The sequence below is a fragment of the Solwaraspora sp. WMMD406 genome (assembly GCF_029626025.1).
Taxonomy (GTDB): Bacteria; Actinomycetota; Actinomycetes; order Mycobacteriales; family Micromonosporaceae; genus Micromonospora_E.
Genome location: NZ_JARUBF010000001.1, coordinates 3308621 through 3324408 on the forward strand (window position 1 = coordinate 3308621; position 15788 = coordinate 3324408).

General features: G+C 71.8%; 16 protein-coding genes. 10 read left to right on the top strand and 6 right to left on the bottom strand.

The window, feature by feature from the left end; genetic code table 11:
• Positions 1 to 67: 67 nt before the first annotated feature.
• From hisB to hisF, 6 genes are all read left to right on the top strand, one after another.
• A complete protein-coding gene (gene hisB / locus O7632_RS14830) occupies positions 68 to 679 on the top strand; it encodes an imidazoleglycerol-phosphate dehydratase HisB (protein ID WP_278114894.1) in 612 nt (203 codons plus the stop codon).
• A 1-nt stretch (position 680) separates the two neighbouring features.
• Entirely contained in the window at positions 681 to 851 is a 171-nt protein-coding gene (locus tag O7632_RS14835) for a hypothetical protein (protein ID WP_278114895.1), read from the top strand.
• On the top strand, positions 851 to 1522 hold the full coding sequence (gene hisH, locus O7632_RS14840; protein WP_278114897.1) for an imidazole glycerol phosphate synthase subunit HisH: 672 nt from the start codon (positions 851 to 853) through the stop codon (positions 1520 to 1522). Before O7632_RS14835 ends, hisH begins: the two co-directional genes overlap by 1 nt.
• A complete protein-coding gene (locus O7632_RS14845) occupies positions 1519 to 1845 on the top strand; it encodes a hypothetical protein (RefSeq protein WP_278114899.1) in 327 nt (108 codons plus the stop codon). Before hisH ends, O7632_RS14845 begins: the two co-directional genes overlap by 4 nt.
• 80 nt (positions 1846 to 1925) lie before the next feature.
• Positions 1926 to 2705: a bifunctional 1-(5-phosphoribosyl)-5-((5-phosphoribosylamino)methylideneamino)imidazole-4-carboxamide isomerase/phosphoribosylanthranilate isomerase PriA gene (gene priA, locus O7632_RS14850; RefSeq protein WP_278114901.1), complete on the top strand. Its 780-nt coding sequence runs from the start codon at positions 1926 to 1928 to the stop codon at positions 2703 to 2705.
• Positions 2702 to 3484, top strand: coding sequence for an imidazole glycerol phosphate synthase subunit HisF (hisF, locus tag O7632_RS14855; RefSeq protein WP_278114902.1), 783 nt, complete (start codon positions 2702 to 2704; stop codon positions 3482 to 3484). Before priA ends, hisF begins: the two co-directional genes overlap by 4 nt.
• Positions 3485 to 3595: 111 nt before the next feature.
• Here hisF and O7632_RS14860 read toward each other — a convergent pair whose 3' ends face one another.
• Positions 3596 to 4072, bottom strand: coding sequence for a hypothetical protein (locus tag O7632_RS14860; protein ID WP_278114903.1), 477 nt, complete (start codon positions 4070 to 4072; stop codon positions 3596 to 3598).
• A 56-nt stretch (positions 4073 to 4128) separates the two neighbouring features.
• On the opposite strand from O7632_RS14860, the gene O7632_RS14865 reads away from it, so the two are divergent.
• Positions 4129 to 5646 (top strand): beta-N-acetylhexosaminidase, encoded by a 1518-nt coding sequence (locus O7632_RS14865; RefSeq protein WP_278114905.1) that lies wholly within the window; start codon positions 4129 to 4131, stop codon positions 5644 to 5646.
• Here the strand turns inward: O7632_RS14865 and O7632_RS14870 are convergent.
• On the bottom strand, positions 5621 to 6328 hold the full coding sequence (locus tag O7632_RS14870; RefSeq protein ID WP_278114907.1) for a hypothetical protein: 708 nt from the start codon (positions 6326 to 6328) through the stop codon (positions 5621 to 5623). The genes O7632_RS14865 and O7632_RS14870 overlap by 26 nt on opposite strands.
• Before the next feature lie 59 nt (positions 6329 to 6387).
• Between O7632_RS14870 and O7632_RS14875 the strand changes: the two genes are divergently transcribed.
• The gene (locus O7632_RS14875) at positions 6388 to 7851 is read left to right on the top strand and encodes a PLP-dependent aminotransferase family protein (protein WP_278114909.1); all 1464 of its coding nucleotides are present in this window, start codon (positions 6388 to 6390) and stop codon (positions 7849 to 7851) included.
• 27 nt (positions 7852 to 7878) lie between these two features.
• Here the strand turns inward: O7632_RS14875 and O7632_RS14880 are convergent, their stop codons facing one another.
• A complete protein-coding gene (locus O7632_RS14880; protein ID WP_278114911.1) occupies positions 7879 to 9705 on the bottom strand; it encodes a long-chain fatty acid--CoA ligase in 1827 nt (608 codons plus the stop codon).
• Between the two features lie 366 nt (positions 9706 to 10071).
• Here O7632_RS14880 and O7632_RS14885 point away from each other — a divergent pair, with 366 nt between their 5' ends.
• On the top strand, positions 10072 to 11286 hold the full coding sequence (locus O7632_RS14885; protein WP_278114912.1) for a S8 family peptidase: 1215 nt from the start codon (positions 10072 to 10074) through the stop codon (positions 11284 to 11286).
• A gap of 303 nt (positions 11287 to 11589) precedes the next feature.
• Positions 11590 to 12888, top strand: a complete 1299-nt coding sequence (locus O7632_RS14890; protein WP_278114914.1) for a S8 family peptidase — start codon at positions 11590 to 11592, stop codon at positions 12886 to 12888.
• Between the two features lie 117 nt (positions 12889 to 13005).
• On the opposite strand, the gene O7632_RS14895 is transcribed toward O7632_RS14890, so the two are convergent.
• The 3 genes from O7632_RS14895 to O7632_RS14905 all read right to left on the bottom strand — a co-directional run bounded on the left by O7632_RS14895 (position 13006) and on the right by O7632_RS14905 (position 15699).
• Positions 13006 to 13554 carry a PepSY domain-containing protein gene (locus O7632_RS14895; protein WP_278114916.1) on the bottom strand — a complete coding sequence of 183 codons (549 nt, stop codon included), beginning with the start codon at positions 13552 to 13554 and terminating at the stop codon, positions 13006 to 13008.
• Between the two features lie 91 nt (positions 13555 to 13645).
• Positions 13646 to 14950 (bottom strand): HAMP domain-containing sensor histidine kinase, encoded by a 1305-nt coding sequence (locus O7632_RS14900; protein WP_278114918.1) that lies wholly within the window; start codon positions 14948 to 14950, stop codon positions 13646 to 13648.
• Complete coding sequence (locus O7632_RS14905; protein WP_278114919.1) at positions 14947 to 15699, bottom strand: response regulator transcription factor; 753 nt, start codon at positions 15697 to 15699, stop codon at positions 14947 to 14949. The genes O7632_RS14900 and O7632_RS14905 overlap by 4 nt, the downstream gene beginning before the upstream one ends.
• Between the last annotated feature and the right edge of the window lie 89 nt (positions 15700 to 15788).

Consider the following 15788-nt stretch of genomic DNA (forward strand, 5'->3'; position numbering starts at 1 on the left):
GACATTGCCTCTGACGACCGAACCAGCCGCCCGTTCCGGCGGCGGCCGATGCGAACGGAGTGACGACATGAGCCGCACGGCGCGGGTCGAGCGGATCACCGCCGAGACCAAGGTGCTCGTCGAACTGGATCTCGACGGCACCGGCGAGGCCGATATCAGCACCGGGGTCGGTTTCTACGATCACATGCTGCACCAGATCGCCCGGCACGGCGGCTTCGACCTCACCGTACAGACCGTCGGCGACCTGGAGATCGACGCTCATCACACGATGGAGGACACGGCGATCGCGCTCGGCACGGCGCTGCGCCAGGCGCTCGGCGACAAGGCCGGCATCCGGCGCTACGGATCGGCCACCATCCCGATGGACGAGGTGCTGGTCCGGGCCGCCGTCGACCTGTCCGGCCGGCCGTACGTGGTGCACGAGGAGCCGGCGCTCGCGCCGTACATCGGCCCGGTCTATCCGACCAGCATGACCCGGCACGTCTGGGAGTCGCTCGGCCACTCGGGCCTGCTCACGTTGCACGTGTCCGTGTTGCGCGCGGCTCGCGACGGCGGCCACCCGGACGCGCATCACGTGGTCGAGGCACAGTTCAAGGCGGTCTCGCGGGCCCTGCGGGAAGCGGTCGCCATCGACCCCCGGGCGCGCGGATCGGTGCCCAGCACCAAGGGAGCGTTGTAGCGTGGGGAGTTTTCTGCCGGTGGCGTTGTTCGCGCTCGCCGGGGTCCTCGTCGGCGGCGCCTGGTCGCTGCACCGCCAGGGTGCCGGCCGGGCCGGGGTCGCACTGGCCGGCGGACTCGCCGTCCTCGCTGCGGCCGGCGGCGTCTTCTGGCTGCTGCCCGGAGGTGACTGATGTCCGTCGACCAGCTGTCGCCGCCTCCCCGCGTGGTGGTGCTCGACTATGGTTCGGGCAACCTGCGTTCCGCCGAACGTGCCCTCGCCCGGGCCGGCGCCGACGTGACGGTGACAGCTGATCTGTCCGCCGCCGAGGCCGCCGACGGACTCGTGGTGCCCGGTGTCGGCGCGTACGCGGCCTGTATGGCCGGCGTCGACGCGCTCGGCGCGGCCTCGATGATCGCCGACCGGGTCGCCGCCGGTCGACCGGTGCTGGGCATCTGCGTCGGCATGCAAATCCTGTTCGAGTACGGCGAGGAGCACGGCGTGGTCAGCAAAGGGCTGGGCCTGTTGCCGGGCGGGGTACGCCGGTTGCCCGCCCGCCGGGTGCCGCACATGGGCTGGAACACGGTGGCGCCGCCGGCCGGCAGCACGCTGTTCGCCCGGCTGCCCGCCGACGCCCGGTTCTACTTCGTGCACTCGTACGCCGCCCTGGCCGTCGAGCCGCTGACCGCTGCCGGTGCGTTGGTCACCACCGCCGACCATGAGGGTGGGTTCGTGGCCGCGGCGGAACGCGGGTCGCTGTCGGCGACCCAGTTCCACCCGGAGAAGTCCGCGCAGACCGGTGCCGCCTTGCTCGGCAACTGGCTGGCGACGCTGCCGGGCACTGACCGGGGGGTGGCCCGGTGAGCAAGGAACGGGCTCGTCGCCGGGCCGCCCAGCAGGCCGCCGCGCAACGCGAGCGGGCCGTTCGGGCCCAGGCCACCGCCCGCCGCCAGCGCCGGCGGGCGGTGCTGCGCCGGATCACCCCCCGTCGGGCGGGCGGCCGGACCGGTCGGCTGTTCCTGCGCCGCAGCCGTACCGAACGGGCCGGGATCGCCGTACTGACGGTGGCCGCCCTGGCCGTGGTGTGGCTGGTCGTGCCCGACCCCGCGTTGCGGCTGCTGCTGATCGCGGTCCTGGTGCTGGTCCTGCCGGCGGTCGTGGTGATCGCTCTGGGCCGGCGGACCTGACCGGCCCCCTGCCACCGCGTCGCCCCGACCGGTGCCCCGCCCATGACATCGCCGTACTCACCACCACCGAGGAGAACCCCGTGACCTTGACCCTGCTCCCGGCCGTCGACGTCGCCGACGGTCAGGCGGTCCGCCTGGTGCAGGGCGCCGCCGGCAGCGAGACCAGCTACGGCGATCCGTTGGAGGCCGCCCTGGCCTGGCAGCGCGACGGCGCGTCCTGGATTCACCTGGTCGATCTCGACGCGGCGTTCGGTCGGGGCAGCAACGCGCACCTGCTCGCCGAGGTGGTGCGGCAGATCGACGTGGCGGTGGAGCTGTCGGGCGGGATCCGCGACGACGAGTCGCTCGCCGCCGCCCTGGGAACGGGCGCGGCCCGGGTCAACATCGGCACCGCCGCGCTGGAGGATCCGGTGTGGTGTGACCGGGTGGTGGCCGAGTACGGCGACCGGGTGGCGATCGGTCTCGACGTGCGCGGACACACCCTGGCGGCCCGGGGGTGGACCCGCGACGGTGGCGACCTGTTCGAGGTCCTCGACCGGTTGAACAAGGCGGGGACCACCCGGTACGTGATCACCGACATCACCAAGGACGGCACCATGCGGGGACCCAACCTCGACCTGCTCCGGCAGGTGTGTGCCCGGACCGACGCGCCGGTGATCGCCTCCGGCGGTGTGTCTACGTTGGATGACTTGCGGGCGCTGGCGTCGCTGGAGTCGATCGGGGTGGAGGGTGTGATCGCCGGCAAGGCGCTCTACGCCGGCGCGTTCACCGTCGCCGAGGCGCTGGCCACCCTCGCTGACGCCGCACGCCCGGTCGGTGCCGGACGCCCCGACGCGGCCGGTCCGGGCGGGCAGCCGTGAGCGTCGCCGTCCGGGTGATCCCCTGCCTCGACGTCGACGCCGGCCGGGTGGTCAAGGGCGTCAACTTCGTCGACCTGCGTGACGCGGGTGACCCGGTGGAGCTAGCCGCCGCCTACGACGCGGCGGGTGCCGACGAACTCACCTTCCTCGACGTCACCGCCTCGTCCGACGACCGGGGCACCATGCTCGAGGTGGTACGCCGTACCGCTGAGTCGGTCTTCATCCCGTTGACCGTCGGCGGCGGGGTCCGGTCGGTGGCCGACGTCGACACCCTGTTGCGCGCCGGTGCGGACAAGGTGGGGGTGAACACCGCCGCGATCGCCCGGCCGGAGCTGATCGCCGAGATCGCCGACCGGTTCGGCCGGCAGGTGCTGGTGCTCTCGCTCGACGTGCGACGGGCCGGGTCGGCAACCGTCGACAGCGGCGACACCCCGAGTGGGTTCGAGGTCACCACGCACGGCGGCCGTCGGGGCACCGGGATCGACGCCGTCGAGTGGGCGCGGCGCGGCGCGGCGCTGGGGGCCGGCGAGATCCTGCTGAACTCGATGGACGCCGACGGCACCAAGGCGGGCTTCGACGTGGAGCTGATCTCGGCTGTCCGCGCGGTGGTGGACATCCCGGTGATCGCCAGCGGTGGTGCCGGCGCGACCGGCCATTTCCCCCCGGCGGTGGCGGCCGGTGCCGACGCCGTCCTCGCGGCGAGCGTGTTCCACTTCGGTGAGCTCACCATCGGCGCGGTGAAGCGGGAGTTGCGGGCCGCCGGACATCCGGTGCGCTGAACCTGTCGGACATCCGGTGCGGTGAACTTGCCGGGTATCCGGTGCGGTGTGAACAGCCGGGCATCCGGTGCGCTGGCTGTCGTCCGACCCGTCGGCCGGGCGCGGTGTCGGTCAGGCCGACCTGTGCGGGGTGGCTGCGGAATTCTCCACCGAGCGACGTTGTGCCGGCACGAACCGGCCGGTGTGTTCGAGGATGGCGGCGGCGTGTTCCGTGGTTTCCAGCCGCCAGCCGGTCGGCCGCAGTGGCGCGTGCCGCCGCTGCAGGATGTTGTGCACGCTGTCCACGGTCGCCGTCGTTCCACCCCGGGGGCGACTGCGCCAGACCTGCTCACCTGCGGGTGTGACCTGGAACCAGCCGTCGGTGACCGAGATCAGGTCCGCCCCGAGCAGCCGACGGACCGCTGTCTCGATTCCCTGGTGCGTGGGGAGCGCCTGCTTGAGGTGCTCGGCGGTGGCCAGCACGTCGGCCAGTCGGACGCCTTCGGGGCGCCGGCTGTCGGGGGAACGCCGGTGGCGGCCCACCTTGCCGGCGATGACCACGGAGACGAAGATCCACGCGTCCGTCCACGCCCAACCGTCATCCGTCATCCGCCCATGATGCCGCGCGAGACGCGTGGACGGAACTCCTGTGCTTGGCTGTTTGCATGCTGCTGCCGCGACCTACCCGGCTAAACCGTCAGGACGGATATTTCGTACTTGACGGGACGACGGGTCTGCACGCTCCGGACTCCGTCGCCGATCTGGTGCGTGAGCTGCTCACTCCGGCGACCGGGCTGCCGCTGCCGGCGGCCGCCGAGCCGGGTCCCGGGGTGCTCAGCTTCCAGATGGGCACCGAACCCGGGTTGGGCGCGGAAGGTTACCGGTTGACCGTCGGGCGTGTCGGCGTGCGCGCGATCGCCGCCACCGCCGACGGACTGCGCTGGGCGGCGCAGACCGTCCGCCAGCTCCTACCCGACGAGGTGTACGCCACCGGCCCGGTCCGGGGGGTCGACTGGCGGCTGCCGGCGGTCGAGGTCGTCGACCTCCCGGCGTACGCGTGGCGCGGTTCGCTGCTGGACGTCGCCCGGTGGTGCCATCCGTTGCCCTTCCTCTACCGGTACGTGGATCTGCTGGCGCTCCACAAGCTCAACACCCTGCATCTGCACCTGACCGACGACCAGGGCTGGCGGTTCGAGGTCCACGGCCATCCCCGGCTGGCCGAGGTCGGCGGCTTCCGATCGGAGTCCCCGGCCGGCCACGCCCGCGACGGCCGGGGCGACGGCGTCCGGCACGGCGGCTGGTACCGCCAGGCCGACCTGCGGGACCTGGTCGCCTACGCGGCCCGACGCGGGGTACGGATCATGCCGGAGATCGACCTGCCCGGTCACGCCCAGGCGGCGATCGCGGCCTATCCCGACCTCGGCAACGATCCCCGCCGCCGGTTGTCCGTCGGCACCACCTGGGGCATCTCCACGCACGTGCTCAACCTGGAGCCGGCGACGCTGGACAAGGTCCGCGCCATCTTCGACGAGGTGGTCGACGTCTTCCCGTTCGAGTACGTGCACGTCGGCGGCGACGAGGTGCCGACCGAGGAATGGGCGGCGAGTCCGGCGGCGACGGCCCACGCCCGCAGGCTCGGCCTGTCCCGGATGGCGCAGCTGCAGGGCTGGTGGACCGGCCAGTTGGCGGCGCATCTCGCAGGTCACGGCCGGCGGATCGCGGTCTGGGACGAGCTGCTGGATCGAGGCGCGCCGGCCGGTGCCACGATCTTCGCGTGGCGTGGCACCGACCGGATCGCCGCCGCCCGGACCGCCGGCCTGCCGGTGGTCGCCGCCCCTTACACCCACACCTACTTCGACTGGGCCGAGGCGGACGGCCCGGACGAACCGTTGGCCATCGCCGGGGTACTGCCCCTGGACACGGTGTACGGGTTCCAGCCCGGACCGGTGCTCGGGGTGCAGGGGCAGCTGTGGAGCGAGTACCTGCCGTCGAGCCAGCGGGTCGAGTGGCGGGCCTTTCCCCGGTTGGCCGCGCTGGCGGAGGTGGGCTGGTCGGGTCCGACCGTGGTCGACGACGCCGGCGTGGTTCCGGCCCCGGCACTGGCCGAGTTCCGGGCCCGGTTGGCGGTGCACCTGCGCCGGCTGGACCAGCTGGGGGTCAGCTACCGGCCGCTGGAGCGCTGACCGGTGCCGGAGCGCCGTCGCGCCCGGTGATCGGAGCGCTGTCGTACCCGGCGTCCGATGACGTCGCGCGGTCGGGTGGGACCGTGCAGATCGGCAGGAACACCTGCACGAGTGGGCCGATACTCAGCGCGTAGAACAGGGTGCCGAGCCCGACGCTGCCGCCGAGCAGCCAGCCGCTGCCCAGCACGGTCAGTTCGATGACGGTGCGGACCAGCCGGACCGAGGTGCGCGGATGACGGGCCACCCAACCGGTCATCAGTCCGTCGCGCGGTCCGGGCCCCATCCGCGCCCCGATGTACATCCCGGTGGCCAGGCCGTTGAGCACGACGCCGCCGACCAGCAGGGCGATTCGCGCCGCCAGGGTCGGCGGCGTGGACAGCCAGGCCAGGGCGGCGTCCACGGCCAGCCCGATCACCACGACGTTGCTGACCGTGCCGAGGCCGGGGCGTTGCCGCAACGGGAGCCACAGCAGCAGTACGGCTGCTCCGACGATCATCGTGACGACACCGAAGCTCAGTCCGACCCGCTCGGTCAGACCTTCGTGGAAGACGTCCCAGGGGTTGAGCCCGAGGTCGGACTCGATCATCATCGCCATGCTCACCCCGTACAGCACCAGACCGAGGTAGAGCTGTCCGATCCGCCGACCGAGTCGGCGGCCCATCACATTGCCAATTCTGTTCACGCATGCCACTCTGAATGCCAATACCGCCGCCGACCACAGCCAATTGGAGGTAGGTGGATATGGCGATCGTTGTCCGGGGGAGCCAAATGGCCCGGTTGCTCGGCCAGTGGCACGCGTTGCCGGGCCGCCGACGGAGCCCGGACTACGCGGCTCTGGCGGCGGCGACGCGGGGACTGCTCTCCGATGGTCGGCTGCCGCTCGGCGTCCGGCTGCCGGCGGAGCGGGAACTCGCCGAGGCGTTGCGGGTCAGTCGGACGACGGTCACCGCGGCGTACCGCAACCTGCGGGAGAGCGGGCATCTGACCAGCCGGCGCGGTGCCGGCAGTTGGACCACACTGCCCAGCGGCCACCAGGTCGCCAGCACCGGACTGTGGACCGCGGACACCGACCTGGACATGATCGACCTGGGGTACGCCGCCCTGGCCGCACCACCGGAGGTGGTCCCGGCCGCCCGGGCCGCGGCCGAGGATCTGCCCCGCTACCTGCACCTGGCCGGGTACTTCCCGACCGGCCTGCCGGAGTTGCGGGCGGCCGTGGCCGCGACCTACACCGCCCGGGGGTTGACCACCAGTGCGGAGCAGATCATGGTCACCAGCGGCACCCAGCACGCTCTCGACCTGGTGCTGCGGCTGTTGCTGCCGCCCGGGGCACCGGTGCTGGTGGAGTCACCCACCTATCCCAACGCGCTCGCCGCGCTCGCCGCTCGTCGGGCCCGGATCGCCACCCACGGCCTGGACACCTCCGGCGAGGCGGGCGGCTGGGACGACGATCTCCTGCTCGGCGCGATCCGCCAGGACCGGCCCCGGATGGCCTACCTGATTCCGGAGTTCCAGAACCCGACCGGCTATCTGATGTCGCAGCGGCTGCGGGAACAGGTCGTCGCCGCCGCCCACGCCAGCGGCACCGACCTGGTCGTCGACGAGTCGTTCGTGGACCTTCCGCTCGACGGTACGGTGATGCCCCCGCCGACCGCCGTCTTCGACCGCCACTCCCGGGTCATCTCGATCGGCGGGATGAGCAAGCCCTACTGGGGCGGGCTGCGCATCGGCTGGGTGCGCGCGTCCGCACCGCTGGTGCAACGGCTCGCCGCCCTGCGGGTCGGCGTCGACATGGCCGGACCGGTGCTCGATCAACTGGTCGGGGTGCACCTGCTGGCCGAGGCGGACACCATCGTCGCGGCCCGCCGGGCGCAGCTCACCGTCCAACGCGACGCCCTCCTGGCCGCGTTGGCCTCCGCACTGCCCGAATGGCGCGTGACGGTGCCGCACGGCGGGGTGACGCTCTGGGCGGAGTTGGACGGACCGATCTCCAGCGCGCTGGCCCGGGCCGCCGAGGAGGCCGGGGTACGGCTGGCGCCAGGCCCCCGGTTCGGCATCGACGGCACCCTGGAACGCTTCCTGCGGCTGCCGTTCACCCTGCCGGTGCCAGAACTCACCGACGCGGTACGACGGATCGCGTCGGTCCGCTACGACCTGGACCGGACCAGCCGCCGCCAGTGGCGTGAGCCGGCGATGATCGCCTGACGGCGGCTGGTGACCGGACCCCCACGGTCAGATATCGGCGAGCTGACCGGCGTACATCTGGTCGATCTCGCGGGCGAAGTTGGTCTCCACGATTCGGCGTTTGACCTTGAGAGACGGGGTCATCTCGCCGTCGGCGATGGTCAGGTCCCGGCTGAGGATGGTGAACTTCTTGATCGTCTCCCAGCGGTTGAGCTTGCCGTTCAGCTCGGCGACGTGTTCTTCGATCATGGCGTGCGCCTCGGGGGAGGCGACCAGCTCGGCGTAGGACCTGCCGGCGAGGGGACCGCCGGCGGCCCAGCTCACGATCGCGTCCGGGTCGAGGGTGACAAGCATCGTGCAGTAGTTGCGGGCCTGCCCGATGACCACCGTCTGCGAGATGTAGGGGCAGATCGACTTGAACAGTCCCTCGATGTGCGACGGCGCGACGTACTTGCCGCCGGAGGTCTTCACCAGGTCCTTCTTGCGGTCGGTGACGGTGAGGAAACCGTCGTCGTCGAGCGTGCCGATGTCACCGGTACGGAAGAAGCCGTCCTCGGTGAACACCGCCGCGGTCTCCTCCGGCAGGTTGTGGTAGCCCCGCATCACCGGCGTACCGCGCAGCAGGATCTCGCCGTCGGTGTCGATGCGGCATTCGAGATCGCCCAGCGCCTGTCCGACGGTACCGATCTTGATGCGGACCGGCCGGTTGACGAAGTTGCCCGCGCTCGCCTCGGTCAACCCGTAGCCCTCGCAGATCGGCAGGTTGGCGGCGGCGAAGAACTCGGCGATGTCCGGACTCAGCGGGGCCGAGCCGGAGACCAGGGCCTTGATGTTGCCGCCGAGCCGGGCCTGCAGCTTGGCGAAGACCAGCTTTTCGGCCAAGGCGTATGTGAGCTTCAGGCCGGTGGGCACCGGCTGTTCGGCCTGTTCGAGTGAGACCTTCCGCCGACCCACCCCGACCGCCCAGGTGAAGATCTTGGCTTTGGCGCCACCGGCGTCCTGCGCGGTGGTCACCGCCTTGTTGTAGACCTTCTCGAAGACCCGGGGCGCGGCGCACATCAGTGTCGGGCGGACCACGCTGAGCATCTCGACCAGCTTGTCCACCCGGCCGTCGACGTAGGTCGACAGGCCGACGTGGATGATGCTGCACAGCAGGGTCTTGCCGAACGAGTGGGACAGCGGCAACCACAGGTACTGCAGGTCGTCCGGGTTCATGATGCCGAGCTGGGACTGGGCGACCGCCTCCCAGCACCAGCCCCGGTGCATCAGCTCGACGCCCTTGGGCCGACCGGTGGTGCCGGAGGTGTAGATCAGGGTGGCCAGGTGCTCGGGCTCGATGGTGGTGGCGATCCGCTCGATCAGTCCCGGCTCGGCGGCCAGCGCCTCGGCGCCGCGGGCCTCCAGGTCGGCGAGGGTGAGCTGCGGTACGGCCGCCGCCGGGTCGGGTACGCCGTCGATGAGCACGATGTGGGTCAGCGCGGGCAGTGTGCTGTCGGCGACCTTGCCGGCCTGCGTCGGGTTCTCCGCGATGAGCACCTTGGAACCGGAGTCGCCGACGATGAAGGCGGCTTCCTCCGGTTCGGTGGTGGGGTAGACGGTGGTCGTCGCCCCGCCCGCGCACATGATGCCCAGGTCGGCCAGGACCCATTCGAGCCGGGTGTTGGCCAGGATGGCGACTCGGTCCTCGTTGCTGATGCCGAGAACGTGCAGGCCGGCGGCGATCGCTTTGGTGCGCTGGGCGACCTGTGACCAGCTCAGCCAGGACAGGCCGGAGTCGCCCGGGGCCGGGGACGCGAACGCGTTCTTGTCCGGCGTCGCGGCCACTCGCTGGAGGAACATGTCTGGTATCGACCGATAGGGAACATCGAGAGCCATCGGGTGCGTCGCCTCCGGGGTATGTGATCGTGAGCGGCGTCACGTTAATTCGGTGTTACCGAACAGTAGTGCCAAGGCTGCCGTTCGGCTAGTCCTCGACCGGCTCCGGGCTGCGCGAACCGGGTGGTCGCCGAGTCCGGCAGCCGTGCCGTTCGGCGTCTGGCGGGCGGCCGTTCGATGTCTGGCGGGCGTCCGGTCGGTGTTCGTCGGTCACGCCGGTCCACCAACGTCAAAGTTATGCCCTTATCGGTATATAAACCTGTCGACGTCTCCCGCATACGATTCCATCGATCGATATCCCGATCGTCCGCCCGCGAACATGGCCACAAGTCGCCGTGGGCGTCCAGCATGATGAAGGGACAGGGGATGACAGTTCTCCGTACACACGGCCGCCGGCTGATGCTGGTCGGCTGTGCCGCCGCGGTCGCCACCGCGCTGATCGGCAACCCGGCGGCGGCCGCGCCGGCCGGGGAGATCCAGCTCGCGGGTGGCGAAACCGCAGTCGCGAACAGCTACATCGTGGTGCTCAAGGACACGGCCGTCGCGGGCCGGGCGGGCAGTGCCCGTACCGCCGCCGTCGCCGACCGTGCCGGCTCGCTGGCCAGCCAGTACGGCGGCGCGGTCGACCGCGTCTTCGGCGCGGCGGTCAACGGCTTCGAGGCCACGCTCTCCGCGTCTGCGGCCCGGCGGTTGGCGGCCAACTCGGCCGTCGCGTACGTCGAACAGAACCACAGTGTGTCGCTCGCGGCAACCCAGACGAACCCGCCGTCCTGGGGACTGGACCGGATCGACCAGCGCAACCTGCCGCTGAGCCGCTCGTACACCTACCCCAACACCGGTAGCAACGTCACCGCCTACATCATCGACACCGGCATCCGTACCACCCACAACGACTTCGGTGGGCGGGCCCGGGCCGGCTACGACGCGTTCGGCGGCACCTCGGCCGACTGCAACGGGCACGGCACCCACGTGGCCGGCACGGTCGGCGGTGCGGCGTACGGCGTGGCCAAGGGCGTGCGCCTGGTCGCGGTCCGGGTGCTCAACTGCTCCGGCAGCGGCACCACCGCCGGTGTCATCGCCGGGGTCAACTGGGTCACCGCCAACGCCGTCAAGCCGGCGGTGGCCAACATGAGCCTCGGCGGCGGGGCCAGCAGCACCCTCGACAGCGCCGTGGCCAGCTCCATCTCCTCGGGTGTGACCTACGCGCTGGCGGCCGGCAACTCCAGCGCCAACGCCTGCAACACCTCCCCGGCCCGGGTCGCCGCCGGTCTGACCGTCGGTGCCACCACCAGCACCGACGCCCGCGCCTCCTACTCCAACTACGGCACCTGCCTGGACATCTTCGCGCCGGGCTCGTCGATCACCGCTCCCTGGTACAACAGCAACACCGCCACCCGCACCATCAGCGGCACCTCGATGGCCGCCCCGCACGTGGCCGGTGCCGCCGCGCTGGTGCTCGGCCGTTACCCCTCCTACACCCCGGCTCAGGTGGGCAGCTACCTGACCAGCAACGCCACCACCGGCGTGGTGACCGGCGCGGGCAGCGGTTCGCCGAACCGGCTGCTCTTCGTGGTCAACTGATCCGCCCAACACGTCGGGTGAGTTGACCGACGGACTGGGTCAGTGTGCGGCCCCCGGGCATCCCCAGCGTCCGGGGGCCGCACCTGGCTCGGTGACCACCGGCCACCGACCGACGCCAGATGCCGAAAAATCAGCCTAAGCACGGAAAGTGATTACGCAATCACATCCAGTGATATGGCCTAACTGGTATGCCGGGGTGCCGGTCCGATTCTGCCTACGATCGCGGCGGTAGGTATCACCGATCGTCGATGTGATTCCGATGGCCGCCGGCCGTCGGGACACGCTGATCAAGGAAGGACGGAGATGACCCCACTGCGCACTCACGTCCGGCGCACACTGGTGCTCGCCGCAGCCGCAGCCGTCGCCACCGCACTCGCCGGTTCCGCCGCTGCCGCCGCCCCGGCCGGCGAGATCCGGCACGCCGCAAGCCCGAACGCCATCGCCGGAAGCTACCTCGTGACCCTCGCCGACGCCGCCGTCGGGGCCTCGGCCGGCGCCGCCCGTACCGCCGCGGTCACCGACCGGGCCGCCAGCCTCGCCCGCCAGTACGGCGGCGCGGTCGAGCAGGTCTACGACGCCGCGATCAACGGCTTCGAGGTACGGATGAGCGCCGCCGCGGCCCGCCGGCTCGCCGCCCACTCGGCGGTCACCCGGGTCGAGCAGAACCAGACGGTCTCGCTCGCGGCCACCCAGCTCAACCCGCCGTCCTGGGGGCTGGACCGGATCGACCAGCGCAACCTGCCGCTGAACCGGTCCTACACCTACCCCAACACCGCGCCCCGGGTCACGGCCTACATCATCGACACCGGGATCCGCTACGACCACACCGACTTCGCCCCACGTGCGGTGCCCGGCTTCGACGCCTTCGGCGGCAACGGGTCGGACTGCAACGGGCACGGCACACACGTCGCCGGCACCGTCGGCGGGACCAAGTTCGGCGTCGCCAAGCAGGTGCGCCTGGTGTCCGTCCGGGTGCTCAACTGCTCGGGCAGCGGCACCATCGCCGGCGTCGTCGGCGGGGTCAACTGGGTCACCGCCAACGCGGCCACCCTGTCCGTGGCCAACATGAGCCTCGGCGGCGGTGCCAGCAGCACCCTCGACTCCGCGGTGGCCAACTCGATCGCCGTCGGTGGGGTCACCTACGCGGTGGCCGCCGGCAACTCCAACGCCGACGCCTGCAACTTCTCCCCGGCCCGGGTGCCCGCCGCGCTGACCGTCGGCGCGACCGACATCACCGACACCCGCGCCTACTACTCCAACTACGGCCGCTGCCTGGACCTGTTCGCACCCGGTTCGGCCATCACCTCCGCGTGGCACACCAGCAACTCGGCCACCAACACCATCAGCGGTACGTCGATGGCGGCCCCGCACGTCGCCGGGGTGGCCGCCATGGTGCTGTACACGTACCCGACCTACACGCCGGCCCAGGTGGCGTCGTACATCATCCGGACCGCCACCCCGAACGTGGTGATCAACCCCGGACCGGGCTCGCCCAACCGGCTGCTCTACGTCGTCAACCCGAGCGTGATCAGCCCCACGCCGGGTCCGACGTTGAGCCCGGTGCCCCACCCGTCGCTGACTCCGCTTTCCGCCCCACGCTGAGCCCAGCGCACGACAACGCGACGGCGGGGAGGGTTCCGGGGCACACCAACGCCCCGGAACCCTCCCCGCCCGCCGTCGTCAGCCGGTCGCCGCCGGACCCCCGCCCGCGGTCGGCGCTCAGTCGTCGTGGTCGTCGTCGCGGTCATCCCGGTCGTCGTCGTGGTCGTCGTCTTCGCGGTCGGTCTTGAGCACCTCGCCGGTCTCCCGGTCGATGTCGAACTCCCACTCGACGCCGTCGGCGGTGACCTCGACCTCCCAGATCGGCCGGCCGTCCTCCCCGTCGCGGTCGATCTCGGTGACCGTACCGCCGCCGACCCGGTCCAGCGCGATTCGTTCGGCATGCTCCGCGCTCACCGCGTCGGCGGTGCCGCCCGGGACCAACCCGGTCGACTCCGTACCCCCGGTCGACTCCGTACCCCCGGTCGACTCCGTACCGCCCGGGGACCGAGTGGGACCGGCGGACCCACCGGTCCCGGCGGTGGCCGATCCGGTCGTGTCGGCGGTGGCCGATCCGGTCGCGTCGGTGCCGCTGGTGACGGCGACCGTGGCCGACTGCCGGCCCACCGTGGTGACGTCGTGCGCGGCCGCACCGAGCGCCGTTCCGGCCACCGCGAGCGCGACCACCGCGCCGACGCCGGCCATGACGATCAGGGACTTGCGAGTCATGCTGCCCTCCTGGTGGTCGTGTTGACCCATCGAGGTTCTCCCGTACGGCGATAGCGGCGCGCTGTGTGAGTGCTAAGGCCCGGCTAAGACGTCAGCCCGGCGTGGCAGGGCCGACCGGCGTGGCCGGCGGACCCAGTTCGAGCGTGACCACCGCCCCCGACGAACCGGTGTCCAGGCCGAGCCGTCCGCCGCTGGCCTGGGCGGCCCGCCGGGCGATGTCCAGGCCCAACCCGGTCGACCCGGCCTGGGAAGCGCCCCGGTGGATCAGACCCGCCGGCATTCCGGGGCCGTTGTCGGCGATCGTCACCACCGCCCCGCCGCCGGCCCGCACGGCCAGCGTGACCGCGAAGCCGGTGTTGTCCGGGGTGTGCGCGAATACGTTGCCCAGCAGGGCGTCCACGGCCGCCGCCAGGTCGTCGACGGCGACCCCGACGGCGACCGGGCCGGTCGCCAGGTCCACCGACACGGCCCGACCGGTGTCCTCGGCCAGCACCGACCAGAACTCCACCCGTTCGCGGACCACCCGGGCGGCGTCGGCCGCCGCCGACTCGCCGTCCGGTACGGCGCTGCGTCGGCGTGCCTGCCGGATCAGGCCGGTCACCGCCCGTTCCAGCGCGTCGACACCGGCGGTGACCCGGGCGGTGTCGGCCGGGTCGGCCAACGATTCGGCCTCCAACCGCAGCGCCGTCAAAGGGGTCCGCAATCGGTGCGACAGGTCGGCCACCCGTTCCCGTTCCTCCCGCAACAGGTCCTGGATCCGCCCGGCGAGGTGATTCAGCGCTCCGGCCACCTCCCGCAGCTCCGGTGGGCCACCCGGTTGCGCCCGGGCGTCGAGTTCGGCGTTGGCCAACCGGTGCGACACCACGGACAGCTCGGTGATCGGTCGGACCAGCCGTCGGGCCAGCCGATCGGCGACGGCCAGACCGAGCAGGATCAGCACGGCGCCGAGCCCGGCCAGCACCGCCCACGCCTGATGGACACCCCGGTTGAGCTCGGCCACCGATACGAAGGTGCGGATCACCGCCGTACCGTCGGCGCGTCCCTGGACCGCGACGAGGATCTCCCGGCCGCGCGCGTCGCTGGTGGTGAGGCTGCGTCCCAGCGTCGCCAGCCGTACCGCCGGGGTCGGTGCCACCTGGTCGCCGAGGATCGTGCCGTCGGGCAGATAGACGGTCACCGGCCGGTCGGCGGTGGCGGCCAGTTGGTCCACCGTCAGGCGCAGGCTGTCCGGGTCGGCGGTGCCGACCAGGGAGACGAGCGACTGCACGTCCGCGTTCGCGGCCACCACGGCCCGGTCCTGGGCCACGGTTCGCAGCAACAGCGCCAACGGCACCAGGAAGGCCACCAGCACCAGCGTGGTGGTGGCGGCGACCAGCAGGGTCAACCGCCGTCTCACGGTGCCGGGTCCGCCGACGTCGACCGGTCCGGGGCGGCCGACGTCGACCGGTCCGGGGCGGCCGGGCCTTGGTCCGGGGCGTCGAGCCGGACCCCGACCCCGCGTACGGTGTGCAGGTATCGCGGTCGCCCGGCGGTCTCCCCGAGCTTGCGGCGCAGCCAGGACAGGTGGACGTCGACGGTCTTGTCCGCCCCGCCGTAGGGCACCCGCCACACCTCGGTCAGCAGCTCCCGTTTGGACACCACCTGGCCGGCCCGGGCGGCGAGGTGGTGCAGCAGGTCGAATTCGCGCGGGGTCAGGTCGAGCTCGGTGTCGGCCAGGCTGACCTGTCGGGCCGCCACGTCGATGCGCAGCTCGCCGACGGTGACGACGGTGCTCTCGGGTTCGCCGGTGCCCCGGCGCAGCACGGCCCGTACCCGGGCTTCCAGTTGCGCCGCTGTGAACGGCTTGACCACGTAGTCGTCGGCACCGGCGTCGAGCCCTCGGACGATCTCCGCGTCGTCGTCGCGGGCGGTGGCGATGATCACCGGGACACGGCTGACCGCGCGCAGCATCCGAAGCAACTCCAACCCGTCCAGATCCGGTAGGCCCAGGTCGAGCACCACCAGGTCGGGGCGGTCGTCCAGCGCGTGCTGCAATCCGCTCATCGCGGTGTCGGCGGCGGCCACCGCGTGGCCGAGGTGGCGCAGCGCCCGGATTAGTGGAGTACGGATCGCCAGGTCGTCCTCGATGAGCAGTAGGCGGGCCACACCAGGCACGCTACCGCGACCGGCGGGTGCCGACGGGCGCCGTTAACGGTTCCTTAGGGTCCCCCGGCGCTGCCGTTAACCCGGTGGCG